Source organism: Enterobacter sp. Taxon_8, from assembly GCF_058354585.1.
In genome coordinates, this window is the sequence record NZ_CM177989.1 from 3,123,839 (window position 1) to 3,146,632 (window position 22,794).

General features: G+C 56.9%; 18 protein-coding genes. 7 read left to right on the top strand and 11 right to left on the bottom strand.

Annotation, left to right across the window (positions count from 1 at the left end):
- Positions 1-15 precede the first annotated feature (15 nt).
- Positions 16-1,317, top strand: coding sequence for an MFS transporter (locus AC4IBF_RS14895; protein ID WP_143344858.1), 1,302 nt, complete (start codon positions 16-18; stop codon positions 1,315-1,317).
- A gap of 17 nt (positions 1,318-1,334) precedes the next feature.
- A complete protein-coding gene (locus AC4IBF_RS14900; protein ID WP_491462935.1) occupies positions 1,335-3,698 on the top strand; it encodes a glycoside hydrolase family 31 protein in 2,364 nt (787 codons plus the stop codon).
- Between the two features lie 83 nt (positions 3,699-3,781).
- On the opposite strand, the gene AC4IBF_RS14905 is transcribed toward AC4IBF_RS14900, so the two are convergent.
- Complete coding sequence (locus AC4IBF_RS14905) at positions 3,782-5,377, bottom strand: ABC-F family ATPase (protein WP_008501187.1); 1,596 nt, start codon at positions 5,375-5,377, stop codon at positions 3,782-3,784.
- A gap of 222 nt (positions 5,378-5,599) precedes the next feature.
- Here AC4IBF_RS14905 and ldtB point away from each other — a divergent pair, with 222 nt between their 5' ends.
- The gene (ldtB, locus tag AC4IBF_RS14910) at positions 5,600-6,520 is read left to right on the top strand and encodes a L,D-transpeptidase (protein ID WP_023335026.1); all 921 of its coding nucleotides are present in this window, start codon (positions 5,600-5,602) and stop codon (positions 6,518-6,520) included.
- 42 nt (positions 6,521-6,562) lie between these two features.
- Here the strand turns inward: ldtB and AC4IBF_RS14915 are convergent, their stop codons facing one another.
- From AC4IBF_RS14915 to AC4IBF_RS14925, 3 genes are read right to left on the bottom strand one after another with little or no spacing between them, the layout of a single operon-like run.
- Positions 6,563-7,279, bottom strand: coding sequence for a GntR family transcriptional regulator (locus AC4IBF_RS14915; RefSeq protein WP_115874566.1), 717 nt, complete (start codon positions 7,277-7,279; stop codon positions 6,563-6,565).
- 15 nt (positions 7,280-7,294) lie between these two features.
- A complete protein-coding gene (locus AC4IBF_RS14920) occupies positions 7,295-8,617 on the bottom strand; it encodes a PTS sugar transporter subunit IIC (protein ID WP_491462936.1) in 1,323 nt (440 codons plus the stop codon).
- 51 nt (positions 8,618-8,668) lie between these two features.
- Positions 8,669-10,045, bottom strand: a complete 1,377-nt coding sequence (locus tag AC4IBF_RS14925) for a glycoside hydrolase family 1 protein (protein ID WP_491462937.1) — start codon at positions 10,043-10,045, stop codon at positions 8,669-8,671.
- Positions 10,046-10,343: 298 nt separating this feature from the next.
- Between AC4IBF_RS14925 and AC4IBF_RS14930 the strand changes: the two genes are divergently transcribed.
- Positions 10,344-11,447: a M14 family metallopeptidase gene (locus tag AC4IBF_RS14930; RefSeq protein WP_111963927.1), complete on the top strand. Its 1,104-nt coding sequence runs from the start codon at positions 10,344-10,346 to the stop codon at positions 11,445-11,447.
- Between the two features lie 113 nt (positions 11,448-11,560).
- On the opposite strand, the gene AC4IBF_RS14935 is transcribed toward AC4IBF_RS14930, so the two are convergent.
- The 6 genes from AC4IBF_RS14935 to mntR form a co-directional block, all read right to left on the bottom strand.
- Positions 11,561-12,601, bottom strand: a complete 1,041-nt coding sequence (locus AC4IBF_RS14935) for an aldo/keto reductase (protein ID WP_133294049.1) — start codon at positions 12,599-12,601, stop codon at positions 11,561-11,563.
- Between the two features lie 107 nt (positions 12,602-12,708).
- On the bottom strand, positions 12,709-14,232 hold the full coding sequence (locus tag AC4IBF_RS14940) for an efflux transporter outer membrane subunit (protein ID WP_491462938.1): 1,524 nt from the start codon (positions 14,230-14,232) through the stop codon (positions 12,709-12,711).
- On the bottom strand, positions 14,232-15,803 hold the full coding sequence (locus AC4IBF_RS14945; protein WP_133294047.1) for a DHA2 family efflux MFS transporter permease subunit: 1,572 nt from the start codon (positions 15,801-15,803) through the stop codon (positions 14,232-14,234). The genes AC4IBF_RS14940 and AC4IBF_RS14945 overlap by 1 nt, the downstream gene beginning before the upstream one ends.
- Entirely contained in the window at positions 15,800-16,894 is a 1,095-nt protein-coding gene (locus AC4IBF_RS14950) for an HlyD family secretion protein (protein ID WP_047742414.1), read from the bottom strand. The genes AC4IBF_RS14945 and AC4IBF_RS14950 overlap by 4 nt, the downstream gene beginning before the upstream one ends.
- A 101-nt stretch (positions 16,895-16,995) precedes the next feature.
- Positions 16,996-18,105 carry an anion transporter gene (locus AC4IBF_RS14955; protein WP_455507350.1) on the bottom strand — a complete coding sequence of 370 codons (1,110 nt, stop codon included), beginning with the start codon at positions 18,103-18,105 and terminating at the stop codon, positions 16,996-16,998.
- Positions 18,102-18,575 (bottom strand): manganese-binding transcriptional regulator MntR, encoded by a 474-nt coding sequence (gene mntR / locus AC4IBF_RS14960; RefSeq protein ID WP_023310887.1) that lies wholly within the window; start codon positions 18,573-18,575, stop codon positions 18,102-18,104. The genes AC4IBF_RS14955 and mntR overlap by 4 nt, the downstream gene beginning before the upstream one ends.
- 183 nt (positions 18,576-18,758) lie before the next feature.
- Here mntR and mntS point away from each other — a divergent pair, with 183 nt between their 5' ends.
- Positions 18,759-18,887 (top strand): manganase accumulation protein MntS, encoded by a 129-nt coding sequence (mntS, locus tag AC4IBF_RS14965; RefSeq protein WP_111963843.1) that lies wholly within the window; start codon positions 18,759-18,761, stop codon positions 18,885-18,887.
- Positions 18,888-19,170: 283 nt separating this feature from the next.
- Complete coding sequence (locus AC4IBF_RS14970) at positions 19,171-20,754, top strand: phosphoethanolamine transferase (protein ID WP_491462939.1); 1,584 nt, start codon at positions 19,171-19,173, stop codon at positions 20,752-20,754.
- A gap of 95 nt (positions 20,755-20,849) precedes the next feature.
- On the opposite strand, the gene ompX is transcribed toward AC4IBF_RS14970, so the two are convergent.
- Positions 20,850-21,368, bottom strand: a complete 519-nt coding sequence (gene ompX, locus AC4IBF_RS14975; RefSeq protein ID WP_023310884.1) for an outer membrane protein OmpX — start codon at positions 21,366-21,368, stop codon at positions 20,850-20,852.
- A 354-nt stretch (positions 21,369-21,722) separates the two neighbouring features.
- Between ompX and rhtA the strand changes: the two genes are divergently transcribed.
- Positions 21,723-22,610, top strand: coding sequence for a threonine/homoserine exporter RhtA (gene rhtA, locus AC4IBF_RS14980; protein WP_023334998.1), 888 nt, complete (start codon positions 21,723-21,725; stop codon positions 22,608-22,610).
- Positions 22,611-22,794 lie beyond the last annotated feature (184 nt).

Below are 22,794 nucleotides of genomic sequence, written 5' to 3' on the forward strand. Positions count from 1 at the left end.
CTTGTGGAGAGTAAAATGAGTCAGGACATCAATAACACCGTTGCGACAAGCAAAACCCGTCGCGTCATCAAGAACCTGCGCTGGTACGTGCTGGTGCTGTTCTTACTTGGCGTTACCGTTAACTACATCACCCGAAACTCGCTCGGGATCCTCGCCCCGGAACTGAAAGAGAGCCTCGGGATCACCACCGAGCAGTACTCCTGGATCGTAGGAGCTTTCCAGATCGCCTACACCATTTTCCAGCCCCTGTGCGGCTGGCTGATTGACGTCATTGGCCTGAAGATTGGCTTTATGGTCTGCGCCGGGATCTGGGCTCTGATGTGTATTTTCCACGCGGGTGCCGGAAGCTGGCTGCACCTGGCCATTCTGCGCTTCTTTATGGGTGCCTCTGAGGCCGCCGCTACCCCGGCGAACGCCAAAACCATCGGCGAATGGTTCCCGAAATCAGAGCGACCCGTTGCCGCCGGCTGGGCGGGCGTGGGCTTCTCCATCGGCGCGATGCTGGCCCCGCCTATCATCTACTTTGCTCACGCCTCGTTCGGCTGGCAGGGCGCGTTTATGTTTACCGGCGTGCTGGCGCTGCTGTGGGTGATCCTGTGGTGGGCGTTCTACCACAACCCGGAGCAGCACCCGAACCTGAGCAAGGACGAGCTGGCGTTTATCAAGCAGGACAACGAACCGCCTGCGGTGAAGCTGCCCTTCCTGACCGCGCTGAAAACCGTTTCAAAAAACAAACGCTTCTACGGTATCGCCATCCCCGCCTTTATGGCGGAACCGGCCTGGGCGGTGCTGAGCTTCTGGGTACCGCTGTACCTCGCCAAAGAGCACGGCATGGACCTGAAGCAGATTGCGATGTTTGCCTGGCTGCCGTTCCTCGCCGCCGACCTCGGCAGCGTGGCGAGCGGCTACCTGACGCGTCTGTACACCCGCATGTTCGGCTGCTCACGCGTTAACTCGGTCGTCGCCAGCTCCGTGACGGGCGCGTTCCTGATGATCTCGCTGGGCATCGTGGCCATTACCCGCGACCCGTATATCACCATCGTGCTGATCTCCATCGGCGGTTTCGGGCACCAGATTATTTCCTGCATGCTGAGCGCCCTGGTCGTGGAGTCGTTCGACAAAGGTCAGATGGCGACCGTCAACGGCATGCGCGGCTCGGCGGCGTGGATCGCCAGCTTCCTGTTCTCCCTGTTAATCGGTGTGACCGCCGACAAAATCGGCTTTAACCCGCTCTTTATCGCCATGGGCTTCTTTGACCTGATTGGCGCCGTCTTCCTGGTAGCATTTATTGCTGAACGTCGCGCCAAGCGCGCCTGATAGTGGATGTATTGCATATGAAAACCCTGAAAAACTGGACCCTGGATACGCAGTCGGCAAACCATCTGGAACTGCTGGTCGATAACCAGCACCGCCTGTGCCTGTATGTGCTGGAAGAGAACCTGTTCCGCGTGCTGATCAAACGCAAAGGCGAGCTGGCGCTGGACCGCACCTGGAGCATCGCGCCGGAAAAAGACGTGCCGTGGGAAGGGCGCCGTCGTGACGATATCAGCGGCTTCACCTGCCCGACCTGGGCGCTGACGCAGCAGGACGACACGTTAACCGTGGCAACCGAACAGCTGCGCGTCACCGTGCACCAGCCGCTGTGGCTGGAGTGGCACTATCGCAATGACGCGGGCGAGTGGCAGCCGCTGGTCAACGACCGCCCCACCAGCGCCTACCTGCTGAACGCCCACGGCGACGGCGTGGCGCACTATCTGAGCCGCCGTAAGGACGAGCGCTTCTACGGACTGGGCGAGAAAGCGGGCGATCTGCAGCGCAACGGTAAACGCTATGAGATGCGCAACCTCGACGCCATGGGCTATAACGCCGCCAGCACCGACCCGCTCTACAAGCATATTCCTTTCACTATAACCCGCCGCGACGACGTGAGCTACGGCCTGTTCTACGACAACCTGAGCAGCTGCTGGCTGGATTTGGGCAACGAGATCGACAACTACCATACCGCCTATCGCCGCTGGCAGGCGGAAGCGGGCGATATCGACTACTACATTTTTACCGGCAAACGCGTGCTGGACGTTACCAAAGCCTTTGTTCGCCTCACCGGGAAAACGCTGTTCGGACCGAAATGGAGCCTGGGTTACAGCGGTTCGACCATGCACTACACCGACGCGCCGGACGCGCAGAATCAGCTGATGAACTTCATCCGCCTGTGCGAAGAACACGCCATTCCGTGCGACTCGTTCCAGCTTTCGTCTGGCTATACCTCCATCAACGGCAAGCGCTACGTCTTCAACTGGAACTATGACAAGGTGCCGCAGCCGAAGGTGATGAGCCAGGCGTTCCACGACGCGGGATTGAAGTTGGCCGCAAACATCAAGCCGTGCCTGCTGCAGGATCATCCGCGCTACAGCGAAGTGGCGGAGAGCGGCCTGTTCATTCGCGATTCGGAAACCGATGCACCCGAACGCTCCAGCTTCTGGGATGACGAAGGCTCGCACCTCGACTTTACCAACCCGCAGACGGTGCAGTGGTGGCAGAACGGCGTCACTACGCAACTGCTGGAGATGGGCATCGACTCTACCTGGAACGACAACAACGAATATGAAGTGTGGGACGGAGAAGCCCGCTGCTTTGGCTTCGGCAAGGAGATCGCCATCAAGCATATTCGCCCGGTCATGCCGCTGCTGATGATGCGCGCCTCGCTGGAAGCGCAGCAGCGCTTTGCGCCAGAAAAACGCCCTTACCTCATCTCCCGCTCCGGATGCGCCGGGATGCAGCGCTACGTTCAGACCTGGAGCGGCGACAACCGCACCAGCTGGGACACGCTGCGCTATAACATCCGCATGGGGCTGGGCATGAGCCTGTCCGGGCTGTTCAACGTCGGCCACGACGTCGGCGGTTTCTCCGGCGACAAGCCGGACGCCGAGCTTTTCGTGCGCTGGGTGCAGAACGGCGTGATGCACCCGCGCTTTACCATTCACTCGTGGAACGATGACCACACCGTCAACGAACCGTGGATGTATCCGGGCGTCACGCCTGCTATTCGCGGCGCGATTGAGCTGCGCTACCGCCTGCTGCCTTATCTCTACACCCTGCTCTGGCAGGCGCACGCCGACGACGAGCCGATGCTGCGCCCGACCTTCCTCGACCACGAGCGCGATGCGCAGACATTCGAAGAGTGCGATGACTTCCTGCTGGGCCGCGACCTGCTGGTCGCCAGCGTGGTCGAAGCCGGGCAGCGCGAGCGCCGGGTCTGGCTGCCGGATAACGAAACAGGCTGGTACGATTTTTACACCCACGCGTGGTATGCAGGCGGGCAATCCATCGTCCTCGATGCGCCGCTGGAAAAACTGCCGCTGCTGGTGCGCGCCGGAGCCGGTCTGCCGCTGAGCGAGCGCATCACGCATGTGAGTGCCGAAAAAGATACGGCACGCGAGCTGAAGCTGTTCCCGGTGAAAGGCGTCGGCACAACCTCCGGGCTGCTGTTTGAAGACGACGGTGAAAGCTGGGGCTACCAGAACGGCAATGCGCTGTGGGTGGATTGGGAGATGGTGTGCGACGGCGCAACCATCAACCTGAAGGTGAACGCGCGCGGGGATTATCGTCCAGCGTGGAAAGCGCTGAAAGTGTCGTTACCGGCGGGGGAGAAACGTACGCTGCGGGTGAACGGGGTTGAAGGGAGTGAGTGGGTGCTCTGAAGATTGCCGGGTGGCGGCTTCGCCTTACCCGGCCTACAACGTCACCCGTCGGCCCGGTAAGCGAAGCGCCACCGGGCTTTTTTTTAGCCGTCGATACCTTTGCTGCGCAGGTAATCTTCGTAGTTACCGGTGAAGTCCACCACGCGCTCTGGCGTAATTTCGATCACGCGGGTCGCCAGGGAGCTGACGAACTCACGGTCGTGAGAGACGAAGATCAGGGTGCCCTGATACATCTCCAGCGCCATGTTCAGGGATTCGATCGATTCCATATCCAGGTGGTTAGTCGGTTCGTCCATCACCAGGATGTTTGGTTTTTCCATCATCAGCTTGCCGAACAGCATGCGTCCCTTCTCACCACCGGAAAGCACTTTAGCCGGCTTCTTGATGTCGTCCTGGCTGAACAGCAGACGACCCAGAATGCTGCGTACCGCCTGCTCGTCGTCGCCTTCCTGCTTCCACTGGCTCATCCAGTCGAAGACGGTCAGGTCATTCTCGAACTCATATTCATGGTCCTGCGCGTAGTAACCAATCTGCGCGTTTTCGGACCATTTTACGGTGCCGTTGTCCGGCTGCAGTTCGCCGACCAGGGTTTTCAGCATGGTGGACTTACCCACGCCGTTGGCGCCCAGAATGGCAATCTTCTCGCCCACTTCCAGCAGCAGGTTGAAGTTTTTAAACAGCGGGCCTTCATCGAAGCCTTTGGTAAGAGCTTCCACTTCCAGCGCGTTACGGAACAGCTTCTTGTCCTGCTCGAAGCGGATGAACGGGTTTTGACGGCTGGAGGCTTTAACCTCTTCCAGCTTGATTTTATCAATCTGACGGGCGCGCGAGGTCGCCTGACGCGATTTAGAGGCGTTAGCGCTGAAGCGGCTGACGAAGGACTGCAGGTCGGCAATCTGCGCTTTCTTCTTGGCGTTGTCCGCCAGCAGACGTTCACGCGCCTGGGTGGCCGCCGTCATGTACTCGTCGTAGTTGCCCGGATACACGCGCAGCTCGCCGTAGTCCAGATCCGCCATGTGCGTACAGACCATATTCAGGAAGTGACGGTCGTGCGAGATGATGATCATGGTGCTGTCGCGATCGTTCAGCGTCTGCTCCAGCCAGCGGATGGTGTCGATGTCCAGGTTGTTCGTCGGTTCGTCGAGCAGCAGGATGTCCGGGTTAGAGAACAGCGCCTGTGCCAGCAGCACACGCAGCTTCCAGCCTGGCGCGACTTCGCTCATCGGGCCGTAATGTTGTTCAACAGGGATCCCCACGCCCAGCAGCAGCTCGCCCGCGCGCGCTTCCGCAGAGTAACCGTCCATCTCGCCGTACTGCGTTTCCAGATCGGCCACCTTATAGCCATCTTCTTCGCTCATTTCGGCCAGCGCGTAAATGCGATCGCGCTCCTGCTTCACTTCCCACAGCTCCGCGTGCCCCATGATCACGGTGTCGAGCACGGTGAACTCTTCGAAGGCGAACTGATCCTGACGCAGCTTACCGATACGCTCGTTAGGGTCGAGCGAGACGTTGCCGAGGGTCGGCTCCAGATCGCCGCCGAGGATCTTCATAAAGGTGGATTTTCCGCTACCGTTGGCACCAATCAGGCCGTAACGGTTGCCGCCGCCAAATTTGACGGAAATGTTTTCGAACAGCGGCTTACTGCCAAACTGCATAGTGACGTTGCTGGTAACTAACACGGGGAGATTCCTGCGAAAAGTGTGATAAACATGGCATTATGCCACAATTCCGAATTGAGATCCCGTGTTGCGGCAATCCACTAAACTTTAACAAAATCGAAAAAAATGTGATTTCGTACACATCTGAATTCCCTGTTAGCGGGAATGCACATATAATGCGCTCCCATCACAGATTCAGACTTATCAACTCATCGCCAGAATGGCTTAGATACCTCGCACAACATGAACATGAAATTAACAACGCTTTTTGCGGCGGCGTTAGCCGTAGTAGGTTTTTGTAAGACCGCGTCTGCGGTGACGTATCCCCTGCCAACAGACGGTAGCCGTCTGGTAGGCCAGAACCAGGTTGTGACGGTACCAGAAGGTAACTCTCAGCCGCTGGAGTATTTCGCGGCGCAGTACCAGCTGGGCCTGTCTAACATGCTGGAAGCAAACCCGGGCGTTGACCCGTATCTGCCAAAAGCGGGTACCGTGCTGAATATTCCTCAGCAGCTGATCCTGCCGGATACCGTTCATGAAGGTATCGTGATTAACAGTGCCGAAATGCGTCTGTATTACTACCCGAAAGGCACCAACACCGTTATCGTGCTGCCAATCGGTATCGGCCAGCTGGGTAAAGACACCCCGATGAACTGGACCACGAAAGTCGAGCGTAAGAAAGCGGGCCCAACCTGGACGCCGACTGCCAAAATGCACGCGGAATACATCGCTGCGGGCGAACCGCTGCCAGCCGTAGTACCGGCAGGCCCGGATAACCCGATGGGTCTGTATGCCCTGTACATTGGTCGCCTGTACGCTATCCACGGTACTAACGCCAACTTCGGTATCGGCCTGCGCGTGAGCCACGGCTGCGTGCGCCTGCGTAACGATGACATTAAATTCCTGTTCGAAAACGTGCCGGTCGGTACGCGCGTGCAGTTCATCAACGAACCGGTGAAAGCGACCTCTGAGCCAGACGGCAGCCGCTACATCGAAGTGCACAACCCGCTGTCCACCAGCGAAGACCAGATCAACAACAACGAAGTCGTCCCTGTTACGCTGAACAGCGCGGTACAGGCGGTGACTTCTCAGCCTGACGTAGAAACGGCGATTGTTGACCAGGCCGTGCAGAACCGCTCCGGTATGCCGGTGCGTTTGAACTGATAGAGAAGCATTAAAAAAGCGGGCCTCGTTGCCCGCTTTTTTTTACCCGTTATTCACGATCACAATCCCGCCGTGGTCGTACCGATAGTGACAGTGGGCATACTCCAGCGCTGTGCCATCTTCCAGATAAATGACCTGCTCCACCTCCAGAACCGGATCGGTTTCCTCGCAGACCAGATGCTCCCTGTCCAGCGCGCTGGGCTTAAGCGCCCGCACCACCCGATACGACCCCATAATTTTCAGCCCCAGCGTCTCCTGCACGTACTGGAACACTGAACCTTCAAGATGATTTTTCGTCAGGCCCGGCACCAGATTCATCGGCATCACCGTGGAATCCAGCGACATAGGTTCACCGTTCAGCAAACGCAGGCGAATGAAGTCATAGATCGGCGCATCGGCATTGATCATCAGCGACGCCTGCTCTTTCTCGTTCGGGAAGCGCAGCTCAAAATGCACCACCTGGCTGGTTACCTTGCCCAGGTGTTCCCAGGTTTTAGTCGCGCCGAAGTAGTCGCTGCCGGAGAGATCCCACTGCGAGAGCTGGAGGAAGTTTTTGCGGATAAACGTGCCCTGGCCCTGACGGGTATAGACCAGACCTTCGACGATCAGCTGGCGCATCGCCTGCTGAATGGTCATCCGGCTGGTGCTGAACTCCGCCGCCAGCGCAAACTGGTCCGGGAGCGGTTCATTGGCGGCGTACTGCTGGCTGATAATGCGTTTCTTGATTTCCCGCGCTATGGTGATGTACTTCGCCGCCATCGTCCTTCCTTTCAGTTAGTTTTCTATCCCGCTGTTTTTCAAGGCCACTCGCTCGGCAATTTTGAGGAAAGGCAGGTAGAAGAATACACCAAATACGATGATTGCCAACTGCACCACTACCGCCCGCCAGTCCCCTGCCGTCGCCAGCCAGGCGCTGAGAATCGGGGGCGTGGTCCACGGGATCATCACCACGCAGCGCGACATTAACCCCAGCGTGGTACAGAGCCAGGCGAAGTAAATGCCGATGGCGGGCAGCAGCACAAACGGGATCATCAGCGGCAGGTTAAACACAATCGGCAGGCCAAAAATCACCGGTTCGTTGATGTTAAACAGGCCCGGCGCCAGCGACAGACGCGCCACCTGCTTCGCCGACTTTTGTCGGGAGAAGATAAAGATGGCAATCAGGAGCGAGATGGTGCTGCCCGTCCCGCCCACCATGCCAAAGGTCGGCACGAAGATGTTGTTGATGATGTGCGGGATCGGCTGGCCGTTGGCGAAGGCCAGCATGTTCTCGTTGGTGTTGATCAGCAGGAACGGCTCCAGCACCACGCTGTTAACGACTGACTGATGAATGCCGAGCGTGAACAGGAAGTTACCGAAGCTGTAGATAAAAATCGTCCCCGGCAGGCTGGTGTTGATCAGCCGCAGCGGCTGCTGGATAAAGGTCGTAATGAGATGGATCAGGTCCGTATGCAGCACGTTTGCCAGTATCGCCGCCAGCACCGCGAACAGGGAGAGCGTGAGGATCGTCGGGATCAGCGCGGTAAAGGATTTGCTCACCGCCGGGGGCACATTTTCCCCGAGCGATATGTGCAGCGCCTTCAGGCGCGAAATAGCGATAAACACTTCCGTTGAGAGCAGCCCAATCAGCACCCCGGCGAAAATGCCGGTGGAGCCGATATTGGCGAACGTCAGCACCTGCGTGACGTTCACCGCAGCGTCGCTGCCAACGGGCGTAACCTGTAAGCGCATCGGCATCATGATGATAAAACTGCTGACGGCGATAACCACTGCCGAGATCGGATTGTCGAAACCTTTGTTGCGCGCCAGCGACCAGGCAATCATCGGGGCTAGCAGCAGCGCGGCGATGTTCAGCGTGCCGTTGATAATCGCCTCGCCCCACACCTTACACTGCGCGAGCGTGTCGCCGTGAAAAATCCACGGAAACACCACGTTGTTCACCAGCACCGCCAGACCGGCGAGGATGAAAATGGGCATCACCGTGGCGAAGGCGTCGCGCAGGGAGCGAAGGTGCACCTGGTTTGCCAGGCGCGCCGAGAACTCTACAAATTTATCGACAAAAGACTGCATGTGCGGTGTTATTTTTGTTTCAGACATAGCGGATATTTCCCATCAATCAGTCACAAAAACGGCCCGGCAGCGTACGGCTTACATCTCGCGTCCGTTGGTATGGATAAGCTGTTTTAACCACGCGTAGCTCTTCTTCGGCACGCGCTTCAGGTCTTTCAGGTCGTGGTTTTCACGGTTGACATAGACCACGCCGTAGCGCTTACGCATATCACCCTGAGAGCTGAGAATGTCGATCAGGCCCCAGCCGAGGTAGCCGAGAACTTCTGCTCCGTCTTCGAACATCGCCTCTTTCATGGCATTGATATGCGCCCGGTGGTAGTCAATGCGGTAGGTGTCCTCAATCGGGTTCACGCCGTCCCAGGACTCAATCACCCCAATGCCGTTCTCGATCGGGAATACCGGCAGGCGCCAGTCGTTATAATAACGGGTAATGATGGTGCGAAAACCGAGCGGGTCTATCTGCCAGTTCCACTCGGTGGCTTTCAGGTACGGATTGTTTTTCTCGCCGTGCAGCAGGTAATAGTTCACGGGAGTGCCTTCCGGGATCGCATCGCTGTCCAGCGTTTTACTGGCATAGTAGCTGAAGGCCATATAGTCGTTTTTGGTGCGCGCCAGCAGCGCTAAATCTTCAGCGCGGTAGATATCGCCAAAGCCCTCCTGCTCCACCACCGCCATCACCGCCGGGCTGTAGCCCTGCCCGGCAAAGACGCGCAGCAGGTTCTGGTTGAGGAACTCGTCGTACTGCTGGGCGCAGAAAATATCGCGCGGTTTGCAGGTGGCCGGGTAGATCAGCTGGTGCGCCAGCATGCCACCCATCAGCTGGCCCGGTTTGGTCTGGTGCAGGTACTCGGTCAGCGACATGTGCGCCACCATGGTGTGGTGCTGCAGCTCGTACAGCTCGCGCAGGGTTTTCTCCCCTTTCATGTAGCCGGATATGCGAAACGCTTCCGGCATATGGAAGATGTTCTGCTCGTTGAAGGTCAGCCAGTACTTTACGCGATCGCCATAGCAGTCAATCATCTTTTTGCCGTAGCGGATAAAGGCGTCCATCACGCGGCGGTCGTTGAAGCCGTTGTACTCCTGCGCCAGCGCCAGCGGCATATCGAAGTGGTACAGGCAGATCATCGGCTCGATGCCGCGGGCGATGAGATCGTCGATAAAGCGGTCGTAAAACGCGATGCCTTCGTCGTTGAACGGGCCGTCACCCAGCGGGCAGACGCGGCTCCATGAGATCTGGAAGCGGTAGCAGTTCATCCCCAGATCCTGCATCAGGTCGAAATCCTCCCGGTAGCGGTGATAGGAGTCGGTCGCCACTTTCCAGTCGGAGACATTCTCCCCGGCTTCACGAATGTCGTACACAGACATCCCCTTTCCGCCCTCATTCCAGGCACCTTCCGTCTGCATGCTCGATACCGAGTTGCCCCATAAAAAGTTTGCCGGCAGCTGATTGTTCATGGTCTCTCCCTATATGACTAGTCATTTAAAAATTCATGACTAGTCATATAGGTGAAGATGGCATGTCGATCAAAGCGGAGGATCGTTTTTTGTGAGACATGTCGGAAAGAAAACGTCGGGCAGGAAATGAATCGCGCAAACCCTGTTATTGAAGCCGGTGCCTTAGCCTATGCAAAATCACATTTCCCGCTCGTGCCGCTGGCTGGCCTCATAAAATCACTATTAACTTAATGAGCACGAACCACGGCCCAGGCCGGAAAATAAAAATCTTAACTCTATCAAATGGAAAATGACGCTCATGAAGATATCTACTGGCCGTATCGCATTCGCTCTCAGCTTAGCGCTGCCATGCTCAATGACTTACGCGGCAACGGTGTATACGGGTGATAAGGTACAGGGAGTGCCGGTCATCTCGACTCTGGATGTATCAGACCTGACAGCAGGACAACATCGCTTCATGTTCGAGGGGGTTGAGACAGGAACGGGACAGCGCTGGTATGTACCCATCATGGTGGCAAAAGGGAAAACGGACGGGAAGAAAGTTCTGCTGCAGGCGGGCGTCCACGGGGATGAGCTAAACGGAGTGCGCATCGTACAAAAAGTAATGGAACAACTGGACCCCGCAAAAATGAACGGCAGCGTTATTGGCATTATTGGTCCAAACCGTTCTGGACTTGAAAGGGTCTCCCGGACATGGTCCGTTTCAACCGATGGGGGTGAGACGATCGACTACAACCGCGTGCATCCGGGAAAAGAAACGGGTAACCCTGCCGAGCGTCAGGCATGGATGATGTGGAATAACGTTTACAAGGGAAATGTCGACCTGGCGATTGACTATCACACCCAGTCTACCGGAACGGCTTATCCGCTGTTCATTTATGCTGACTACCGCAATGCGGATGCCCGGACTATTGCAGAACTTTTTCCGGCAGATCAAATTAAGAAAGATCCCGGTGAAGCCGGCTCAATGGAAACTACCTTTATTCAAAATGGTATCCCGGCGATAACGGCCGAGACGGGAGAGCCGAGGATTTACCAGCAGGATATGATTGCCCGGGGTGTAGAAGGTGCCCGCAATGTACTGATCCATTATAAGGTGATTGAAGGCAAAATCGGCGCAACCGCCAGCAGCAATAAAACGTATATTGGTAATGCTATCAGTTCAATACGAGCGACCACGGGTGGGTTTGCGGAAGTATTCGTTAAGCCCGGCGATACGGTAAAAGCAGGGCAAGAAGTCGCCCTGCAGCGAAATGCATTCGGTGATGTTGTCGCGAAGTATTCAGCAGAGCGGGACGGCAAAGTACTGTCAGTTGGAACGGATGTAGTAAGAGAACCCCGAGCCCTGCTGGTAAGAGTTCTTGAGCAAAATCCAGCGGCAACCTGCAAAGACGGTTGCTGATTTCCGCCAGAGCCCATCGTTGAATCGGCAAAAGCATGCTCAGTGAAATAAGCCGCTTTCGCCGATTGCTGTAACGATGGGCAAAGAAATTTAAAATCTCCTGATGAAAAAGGTTACTGTTGCGCTAGCTGATTGCTGCGATATTCCCCCTGACGCTCCAGCATCCAGCCAGGGTATTCCCGCGGCAGCGCGCTCACCGCATCCAGCTGTTTGAGCTCGTCTTCGCTTAAGCGGATCCCGGTGGCGGCAATGTTGTCGTCCAGCTGTTCGACGCGTTTGGCCCCGATAATCACGCTGGTCACGGCTTTTTGATGCAGCAGCCAGGCCAGCGCGATTTGCGCGACGGAGACGCCCTTGCTTTCGGCAATCACGCGCATCACGTCCACGCAGTCAAAGGCGCGCTCTTTGTTCACCGGCGGGAAGTCAAACTCCAGACGGCGGCTACCGGCTTCGCTCTGCCCGTCGCGGCCATATTTTCCGCTCAGCAGGCCGCCTGCCAGCGGGCTCCAGACCATTAGCCCGACGCCTTCGCTCTGCATCATCGGCACCAGCTCGCGCTCAAGATCGCGTCCGGCGATGGTGTAATACGCCTGGAGGGATGCGAAACGCGCCAGCCCGAGACGCTCGGAAATGCCCAGCGCTTTGGCAATCTGCCACGCCGCCCAGTTCGAGACGCCGATATAGCGCACGTGGCCGTGCTGCACCAGGTTATCCAGCGCATACAGTGTCTCTTCAATCGGCGTGGCCGGGTCGAAGCCGTGCAGCTGATAGAGATCGATATGATCGAGCTGCAGGCGGCGCAGGCTCTCCTTCACGCTGCTGATGATGTGATAGCGCGAGCTGCCGCGCGAGTTCACCCCTGCCGTTCCGGTTTCGCCGAACACTTTGGTCGCGACCACCACGTTCTCGCGAGGGATTTTCAGGTTTTTCAGCGCCTGGCCGACGATCTCCTCCGAACGCCCTTCCGAGTAAACGTCCGCGGTATCGATAAAGTTGATCCCGGCATCCAGCGCGCGGCCCACCAGCTGTTCTGCTTCGCTTTGCTGGAGCTGTCCAATCTTGCCCCACATGCCGCCTTCACCGCCGAAGGTCATGGTGCCGAGGCAGAGTTCAGAAACGAACAGTCCAGTATTGCCCAGTTTTTGATAACGCATAAGATAATCCTCGCATGTCGTTTAAGGGGTACACGATAGTTATACCCGCCCCTCAGCCATCGCGAATGTGGTGTTCCTGTCCGTTTCTTGCCCAATCCTCTGAATATTTATCCGCGCGGGGCGTCGCCAAAGACGCTGTAGTCCGGTAATTGCACCTGCTGATACGGCTCCCAGCCGCCGCCGAGCGCCTTGTAGAGCGCCACCAGATCGAGGGCGCTTTGCACCTGCGCCTGCGCGCGCTGCTGCTGGGCCTGCGCCAGCTGACGCTGGGCGTCCAGCACGTCGATAAAGCTGGCGATCCCCTGGCGGTAGCTGTCGCTGGCTAAATCGAAGGCGTTTTGCAGGGCATCAATGGTTTTCGCCAGGCCCGCCTCACGCTGCTGGTCGGTGCGATAGCTCACCAGCGCATTTTCGACATCGCCAAGCGCGGTGAGCACCGTCTGACGATAGTCCAGCACCGCCGCCCCCTGCTGCGCGCGCGCCACCTTGACGCTGGAGACCAGCCGCCCGCCCTGGAATATGGGAATGGAGACCTGCGGGCCAAAGCTGTAGAAGTGGCTGCTCCAGTCGGTCAGCCAGTTGGTTTCGCTGTTGCGCAGGCCAAACTGCCCGGAGAGGGTAAAGCTCGGGAACAGCTCCGCCACCGAGACGCCAATTTGCGCCGTGGCAGCATGGAGGTTCGCCTCAGCTTCGCGCACGTCCGGACGGCGTCGCGCAAGCGTCGACGGAATGCCGGTCTGCACGATATCCGGCAGCGCGGGCATCGGCTGCGCGGATTGTAGTTCGGCATCCAGCGCCCCCGGCGGCTTGCCGAGGAGGATCGCCAGACCGTTCATCGCCTGCCGCTCCTGCGCCTGATACTGCGGCAGTTGCGCTTCGAGGTTGCCCAGCTGCGCCCGGGCGTTTTCCACGTCCATCTGTGGAGACAGTCCGCCGCGCTGGCGGCTTTCGGTAAGATCCAGCGTCTGCTGCGCGCTTTTAATCTGGGTGTTCAGCGTGGCGATAATGCTCTGCGCCCCGCGCAGCTGGAGCCACGCGCGCGCCACTTCCGCCTCCAGCGACACCAGCGCGTCGTTACGCTGCTCGATAGCGGCTTTCTGCTGCGCTTCGGCGGCTTCCACCTGCCGGCGTACCTTGCCCCACAGGTCGATTTCCCACTGGGCGTCGAAGCTGCCCTGGTAGAGGTTGATCGGCTGCGTCAGGGGGCCTAACGCGCCCCGCAGCTCAGGATCGACATTATCCAGCTGGTCGTACACGCCGTGGGACTTCAGCTCCCCTTCCAGCCCAAGCTGCTGACGCGTCGCCTCCAGATTGCCGTTCACCGACGGGTAAAACGCCCCGCCCGCCTGGTTAATCTGCTCACGCGCTCCGGCGATGCGCAGCACCGTCTGCTGCAGCGTCAGGTTCCCGGCGATGGCGCGCTCAACCAGGCTATCTAACTGCGGCGAACCGAAGGTTTTCCACCAGCGCGGGTTTGTCGCGGCGGAGGTAGTTTGCGATTTCACCGTGCTGTCGACCTTATCGTTCCAGTGCGTGACGGCAGGCGGCGCGGGCGGCTGATAGTCCGGCCCGACGGCGCAGCCTGCCAGCATCATCATTATCATCAGGGGGTGTAAACGTCTGTGTATCATCAATGTGCTCCTGCACTCCCCTCGCTCTTAACCGGCGAGAGCAACAAACAAAACGGAATCAGTAACAAGGCCACGGCGCTCAGGATGGTAAAGACGTCGATGTAGGCCAAAAAGCGCGACTGCTCAATCATGGTCTGGTACATGCGTCCGGTGGCAATCCCGATGGGGTCCCCTACCTGGGTGGTGAAGTTCTGGATTGCCTGGGCGCTTTCGCGTATTGCCAGCTGGAACTGCTCGTTAAACGGTGAGGCGTGGTACGCAAGATGCGCACTGTGCGCCTGAGACCGTTCGGTGATGGCCGCCGTCGACAGCGAGATCCCAACCGAGCCCGCCACGTTGCGGAACATGGTGAACAGCGCCGCCGCGTCGGCATTCAGCCGTCTTGGGATCGAAATAAAGGCAATGGTGGTCAGGGGCACAAACAGGAATCCCAGCCCCAGCGACTGGGCGCTGCGGAACAGCACCAGCGTCTCGAAGTCGATATCCGGGGTCAGCGTGCGCGACCAGAAGAACGACACCGCCAGACAGGTAAAGCCAAAGGCGATAATCCAGCGCGTCTGTACAACCGGCATCAGCTTCAGCACCAGCGGAATAGTCAGCACAATCAGCACCGCCCCGGGCGACAGCACCAGCCCGGACCAGGTGGCGGTATAGCCCAGGTCCTGCTGCGCCAGCTGCGGGATCACCACGGAACTGCCGTACAAAATCATCGCCATCCCCGCCATCAGCAGGCTGGAGATGGCAAAGTTGCGGTCCTTCATGCAGTGCAGATCTACCACCGGCTTTTTGGCATACACCAGCCAGTAAATGGCACCGATAATGCCGATAAGCGTTAACACCGCGAAGGTACGAATAAAGTTCGAGTAGAACCAGTCCTCATCTTCCCCCCGGTCAAGCATCACCTGCAGGCAGCCCAGCCCCAGGGCGATCAGGCCGATCCCCGTCCAGTCGATAGTCAGCTTCTCTTTTGATTTGCTCTCCCACGGCGGATCTTCCAGCAGCTGGTAGATCGCCAGCACCGTGACAATCCCCACCGGAATATTGATAAAGAACACCCAGCGCCAGGAGTAGTTGTCGGTGATCCAGCCGCCCAGCGTCGGGCCGAGGACCGGTGCAACGATAATCGCGATGGATGAGAGCCCAAACGCTTTGCCCCTGTCCTCCGGCTTGAAGTAGTCGAGCAGCACCGACTGCTGCGTGGGCTGCAGCCCGCCGCCAAAAAAGCCCTGCATCACGCGGAACAGGATGATCTGCCACAGCTCGGTGGCAATCCCGCACAGAAACGAGCAGACGGTAAACATGACGATGCAGATCAGGAAGAACTGTTTGCGGCCGAATACCCGGCTCAGAAACGCCGAGATGGGCAGCACGATGCCGTTCGCGACCAGGTAGCTGGTTAACACCCAGGTGGATTCGTCATAGCTGGACGAGAGCGAACCCGCCACGTGGGGCAGCGCCACGTTGACGATGGTGGTGTCCAGAATTTCCATAAACACCGCCAGGGTGACGACAATCGCCACCGCCCACGGATTGCTGGCGGGCTTCCAGCTGTCGTGGCTGTGATCCGTCATTCCACCGTCACCTTCGGTGCAACCGACAGCCCCAGCGGCAGCGGTTTGTTCGGATCGAGGCCTTTATCAATCACGATTTTGACCGGCACGCGCTGCACAATTTTGACGAAGTTACCGGTAGCATTTTCTGCCGGGAAGGCGGAGAAGCGCGAGCCGCTGCCCTGCTGGATACTGTCTACGTGCCCCTCAAGCTCCATATCCGGCCACGCGTCGACGGACACGGTGACCTTATCGCCCGGCTTCATGCGCTCAAGCTGGGACTCTTTGAAGTTCGCCACCACCCACACGTTCGGCGAAACCAGTGAGAACAGCGCCGTTCCCGCCTGCACCAGCGTGCCGGGCTGCACGTTGCGTTTGGTGACAAATCCGTCGAACGGGGCGCGGACTTCGGTGTAAGAGAGATTCAGATTGGCCGTTTCAAGCTGCGCTTTCGCCTGATCGACCTGACGCTCGCGCGCTTCAACGTTGGTTTCCTGCTGGCGGATTTGCAGCTGTACCTGCTCTGCCACTTCCAGCTGCGCCTGGGCGCTGGCCAGCCCTGCCTGGGCGCTACGCAGCTGAGCGTTCGCGGAATCAATGCTTTGCTGGGTGGTTGCCCGCGGGTCGACGCCGCGCTGGCGACGGTACTCCGCCTGTGCGTTAGCCAGATCGGCCTGCGCTTTCAGCACCTGCGCTTTGGCTTCGTCACGCTGGGCGGGATACTGGACTTTTGAAAGCGCCAGCTGCGCCTGGGCCTGATGCAGCTGCGCGATAGCCAGCCCAAGCTGGGCCTGGGCCTGATCGCGCTGCGCGGTGGTATCTCGCGGATCTATGACCACCAGCAGATCGCCCTTTTTCACGCGCTGGTTATCACGTACGCGCAGCTCGGTGACGTAGCCCGCCGTTTTCGGGGCAATCGTCACCACGTCGCCGTCGGTAAAGGCGTCGTCGGTCGTCTCTTCGTTACGGGTTAAAAACCACCAGACCAGCGCCACGACGACCATTACCACGACGACAATGCCGAGGATAATTAACGGTTTCTTGCCCGGGCGCTTACGCTCATTATTGTTTTTGTCCTGCTCGTCAGCAGGCGGGTTTTGATCTTCAGCCATAGTTCAGCAACGGTCCTGTCAGTGAGCGGCATCACACTATGCCGTTCACTAAAGCTAGGACGTTGCTATACGTTTGCCAGGAAAAACTGACAAATTGCGCACTATATGAGAAGGAATATTCCGAAACCGATCGCCGCGGCCCAAACCAGCATCGGGATTGACCAGAGATGGAAGCGCCACCAGATACGACGATCGTTGGCCATGCGCAGGGCTATCAGGTTTGCCAGCGAGCCGGGCAGCAGCCCAAACCCGCCGATGTTCACCGCCCAGGCCAGCAGCGTGTCCGGCGGAACATAGTTGAGCAGCAGAATGGTGGAAGGCACGTTGCTGATAAACTGCGACAGGCCAATCGCCGTCAGCCACAGCCCTGCCTGCGGCAGACTGCTGACGCTGTGCAGAACGGTTTGCAGCACCGGGAGCTGAATAAGCAGATGCACGTCGATGAACATCGCCATAAAGACCAGCAGCAGCGTCCAGTCCACGCTTACCAGAACGCGACGCGCCAGGACGACAAAGCCTGCGGCAACGAGCAGGACGCCCGCCAGCTCATACTTCAGCTCCAGCGCAAACAGAAAGACGATGTATAACCCGAGGCAGCTCCACACCAGACGCGGCTGCCACTGCGGGCCCGTTGTGCCGCTGTGGTACTGCAGTTTTTTATCAGGAAACGCAAACCAGCATACCGCCAGCAGCGACAGCATCATCACCAGCGCCAGAGGGGCCATCTGCCAGGTAAAGGCGGCGAACGACAGCCCGGAACGTCCCCAGAGAAGGATATTTTGCGGATTGCCGATTGGCGTCAGAAGTGAGCCGGCGTTAACGGCGAGCGCTTCAAAGATGATCAACCGGCTGACCGGGATCTCGCATAGCTTACGCAGCGTAAGCGTGAGGGGCACGATGATAAACAGCGCCACATCGTTGGTCAGAAACGTCGACAGCACCGCGGCAGAAAACACCATAAACAGGGACAGCCTGCGTTCGGTGGCAAAGCGGCGCACCATTTTACGGCCAAGAACGTCAAAGTAGCCGCTCAGCTCAACCCCTTTGGTGAGCATCATCAGGCCGCTCAGGGTAATGATGGTGCGCCAGTCAATCGCGGCGGGCCAGGCCTGCGGCGTAAACGGCACAAAGAGGCTTAACCCTACGCCAATGAGTAATAAGAGATGGAAGAAACGATCGCGTGCCAGGGCCTGCAGTCCAGGGATTTTCATTCAGCGGAGGGACCATATTTAAGGGTAAATTCGCGAAACTTCACCAGCGTCTCTTCGCTGACGTGGTGTTCCATGCCTTCCGCATCCCGGCGGGCAATCTCCGGGCTGACGCCCAGCACCAGTAAAAAATTCTCGACAAGCTGATGGCGCTCGCGGCTCTCCTGCGCGAGTTTCTCCCCCTCCGGCGTCAGAAAAACACCGCGCCAGGGGATCATTTCAATTAAGCCCACGGAGGCCAGGCGTTTTAACATTTTAGCGACAGTTGGCTGTGAAACCCCCAGCCTGGCGGCCATATCGACCTGGCGCGCTTCACCAACCTCACGAATCAGATCGGAAATGAGTTCAACATAATCATCAATCAGTTCACGCCGGTGCGCTTCACGGACCTGGCGAAAACCTTCGACATGTTCTTCAACATTCACCAGTTGCGTCGTTTTCCTCATTGTCGGATGACCTGCGCGACGGTTCATTGTACTTCCTCAGTGGGGTGACGCTTCCAGCGCCCGGTTTCGAGAGCGCACATTGTAAACCATAGCTCTGCAAGCACAAAAAATTAACGAAATAGCCATAGCTATACAATATAGCCTGTGCTATATCTGTATGTAATGCAGTCACCCTTCATGGATCGAAGGGATCAAAACTCAGGAGGTCTTATGAATGAATTCAAGAGGTGCATGACCGTGTTTACCCACTCCCCCTTTAAAGTGCGCTTAATGCTGCTGAACATGCTGTGCGATATGTTTAACAACAAACCGCATCAGGACGATAAACCTTCCAACTAAGCGGCGTTGCGGTACGCCGCTTCATTTTCCCGTCACATTCTCGCTGTAAACTGGCTTTCAGCCGCCTTATTCCCGATCTTTTTTACGGATTTGCAATCCCCTTCGCAAAACATCTGCTTAGCAACTGTTGATATTCTTTAGCGCTCGCACTATCTTCTTGCAGCCCTGCACAATTTGCGGCTCGCTGAAGCGGACCCTCATTCCCTCTCCACGCACTGTCAGGCAGGTTATGACCCTTGACGCCAGGGTGAGCACATGGCGTTTTCATCCATGATAGTGACCTATGAATGTAACCCTGATAGATACCGTTGTTACCCGCAGCCGGGCCTTAAGCCCGTGGACGGGTTTTTACTTTTTGCAGTCATTACTGATTAACTTTGCGCTGGGTTATCCCTTTAGTCTGCTCTACGCGGTAGCCTTCACCTGCATTCTGCATTTGCTGTGGCGAGCCGCCCCGCGCGTGCAAAAAACAGTAATCGGGATCTGTTCGCTGGTTGCTGCACTCTATTTCCCGTTCGGTCAGGCTTACGGCTCGCCAAACTTTAATACCCTGCTGGCGCTGCACTCGACCAATATGGAAGAGTCGACGGAGATCCTGACGATCTTCCCGTGGTACAGCTATGTGGTCGGGCTTTTTATCTTCGCGTTGGGCGTTATTGCCATCCGCCGTCAGTCGGGCGAGAAAAAATCCTGGGGTAAGATCGAAATACTCTGTCTGGTGTTCAGCATTGCCGTGGCGTTTGTCGCCCCCATCCAGAATATTCCCTGGGACGGTAAGTTAAGGCTCATCAATATCGGCTATCCGGTTTTCCGCTTCGTTAAAGACGTTGTTGTAAATAATAAAGAGGTTCTCGACGAACAGGCGCGCATGGCTGAGCTTTCCAATATGAAAGACACCTGGAACGTGCTGGCCGTTAAGCCGAAATATCACACCTATGTGGTGGTGATTGGCGAAAGCGCGCGTCGCGATGCAATGGGGGCGTTTGGCGGCCACTGGGACAACACCCCGTTTGCGAGTTCGGTCAAAGGCACTCTGTTTACCGATTATGTCGCGGCCAGCGGCTCAACGCAGAAATCGCTCGGTCTGACCCTTAACCGAGTGGTAGATGGTAAACCGCAGTATCAGGATAATTTTGTCACTCTGGCAAACCGCGCAGGTTATCAGACCTGGTGGTTCTCCAATCAGGGGCAAATTGGCGAATACGATACGGCCATCGCCAGCATCGCCAAACGGGCTGACGAAGTGCAGTTCCTGAAAAACGGCGATTTTGAAGCCGACAAAAACACCAAAGACGAAGCGCTGCTGAAAATGACGGCACAGGTCTTCGCCACCCCGCGCACGCAGCCTCAGCTGATCGTCCTGCACCTGATGGGGTCGCATCCGCAGGCCTGCGATCGGACGGGCGGGAAGTACGCGGAGTTCGTGCAGTCCAAAGAGACCTCGTGCTACCTCTACACCATGACGCAAACCGACGATCTGCTGAGCAAGCTGTACGATCAGCTACGCAATACGGGCGACAGCTTCTCTATGGTCTATTTCTCGGATCACGGGCTGGCGTTTAAAGAGCGTGGTAAAGAGGTGCAGTATCTGGCGCACGATGACAAGTTCCAGCAGAACTTCCAGGTGCCGTTTATGGTGCTGTCGAGTGATGATAAAACGCATCGCGTCATTAAAGCGCGCCGTTCGGCAAATGATTTCCTGCAGTTCTTCTCGCAGTGGACGGGGATTACAGCCGAACAGATAAAAACGGCTTACCCGTTTGTCTCTAACAAGAAAGCTCCCCCAGTGTACGTTACCAACTTCAAGTTACAGAAAGTTGACTACAACCATCTGGGTACGGATATTTTTGATATTAAGAGTAAGTAGCGGTTCGATGCTCTCACCCTGGCCCACGGGGAGAGGAAAAAAGCCAAAAAAAATCCGCCACAGTGGGCGGATTTTTTATTTAATCACCGAAGTGATTAGAAGCGGTAACCTACGCCCGCGATCCAGGTGCCAACGTCAACGTTGCGGATACGGCTCTGCTCATAGGAGAAGTCCAGAGCAACGTCCTGGATTGGGTTGAACTGCAGGCCTGCGCCATAGGAGAAACCGTAGTCGCTGTTGCTTGCAGTGCGGCTTTCGCTCTGGTTTTCAGTCTGCTGGAATTTACCGTAGCCAACACCTACAACACCGTAGATGCTCGCCCAGTCATTCAGACGGTAAGCTGGACCAGCGGTGATACCGTAGTACTGGCCTTTGTTGTATGCGCCGTTTTCAGAACGATCTTTCTCGGTGTAGGTGAAAGAACCGATCACGCCCAGTGGGTTGTTATCCTGCTCGTAGCGATACTTCAGGTTGAAGCCGTTAGCTTTGTTCATCACGCCCTGATAGTCGCTCTGAGCGTAACCACCAGTAACAGTAGAAGTAGCAGCTACAGCGGTACCTGCGGAAACAGCCAGTACAGCGGCCAGTGCTGAAAGACATGCAATTTTTTTCATAACCACCTCAAATGTGCTTCAAGTAAGTCCGTAAGTTTTAAATATATCAAAAAAATTTGCGAAACTCTTTGTGATTCGTGATGTCTAATGAAACCTTTCCTGTAACAGAACGTTTCCAGCCTAAGCTATCTCTTTCAAATCACATGCAATTTTCACTTCTAAATGCGCATAGTGCGCGTCTGCGCCGTTACATTCATCCAGATTATTCCTAATCTGACAGGCGATAAATCCACCAGCGCTTAACCATTTTACGGATTTCACGTGGTTTTTTTTCAACAGCGCCTCAACCGTTGCCGCATATTTCCTTTACACTGCAACTTTTACCTCATTTGACATAAGCTGACAGGAGAAAGGATGCCTGGGTTATCCCGCACATCGTCGGTCTGGTTGCCGGTCGCAGTGATACTCATTGCCATGTTGTCCATTCAAAGCGGTGCTTCGCTTGCAAAATCACTTTTTCCGCTGGTCGGTGCGCCCGGGGTAACAGCCCTGCGTATCGTGCTGGGCACTGCGATACTGGTGGTCATTTTCAAACCCTGGCGTCTGCGCTTCAAAAAGGAGCAGCGTTTACCCCTGCTGTTTTATGGACTCTCCCTGGGGGCAATGAACTATCTGTTCTACCTCTCTATACAGACGATACCGCTGGGGATCGCCGTCGCGCTGGAGTTTACCGGTCCGCTGGCGGTGGCGCTTTTCTCCTCGCGACGTCCGGTCGATTTTATCTGGGTCGTGCTAGCCGTTCTGGGCTTATGGTTCCTGCTTCCCCTGGGCCAGAGCGTCGCTGAGATCGATCTGACGGGCGCCGCGCTGGCGCTGGGTGCAGGCGCCTGCTGGGCTGTCTATATTCTCACGGGACAGCGTGCAGGCGAAGAGCACGGTCCGGCAACGGTGGCGTTGGGTTCTCTGATTGCGGCCATCGTATTTGTGCCCATCGGCATGGCGCAGGCAACTGAATCTATCTGGCAATGGTCAGTCATGCCCATCGGACTGGCAGTCGCGATTCTCTCTACCGCACTTCCCTATTCTCTGGAGATGATTGCCCTTACGCGTCTGCCGACACGCATATTTGGCACCCTGATGAGCATGGAGCCTGCCCTTGCCGCCATTTCCGGCATGGTGTTTCTCGGCGAAACCCTCACGTTGACCCAGACGCTGGCGCTCTGCTCGATTATCGCGGCTTCAATGGGCTCTACGCTCACTATGCGCCCGGAACCTAAAGTTGAAAAGGTGGATATCAGCTAAGGCCATATATTCTGCATGGCTTCCACGCCATGCAGAATAAAGGCCAGAAAGACAGACGTTATAATTTCTTACACACTTTGCTCTATTTTCGAAATATCCCTCTACGTTTTCGTCCCCATCCAGCAATTAAGATTGATCTGTATAAATTTAAAAATTATTCATTAATTTCAATAAATTAAATTCT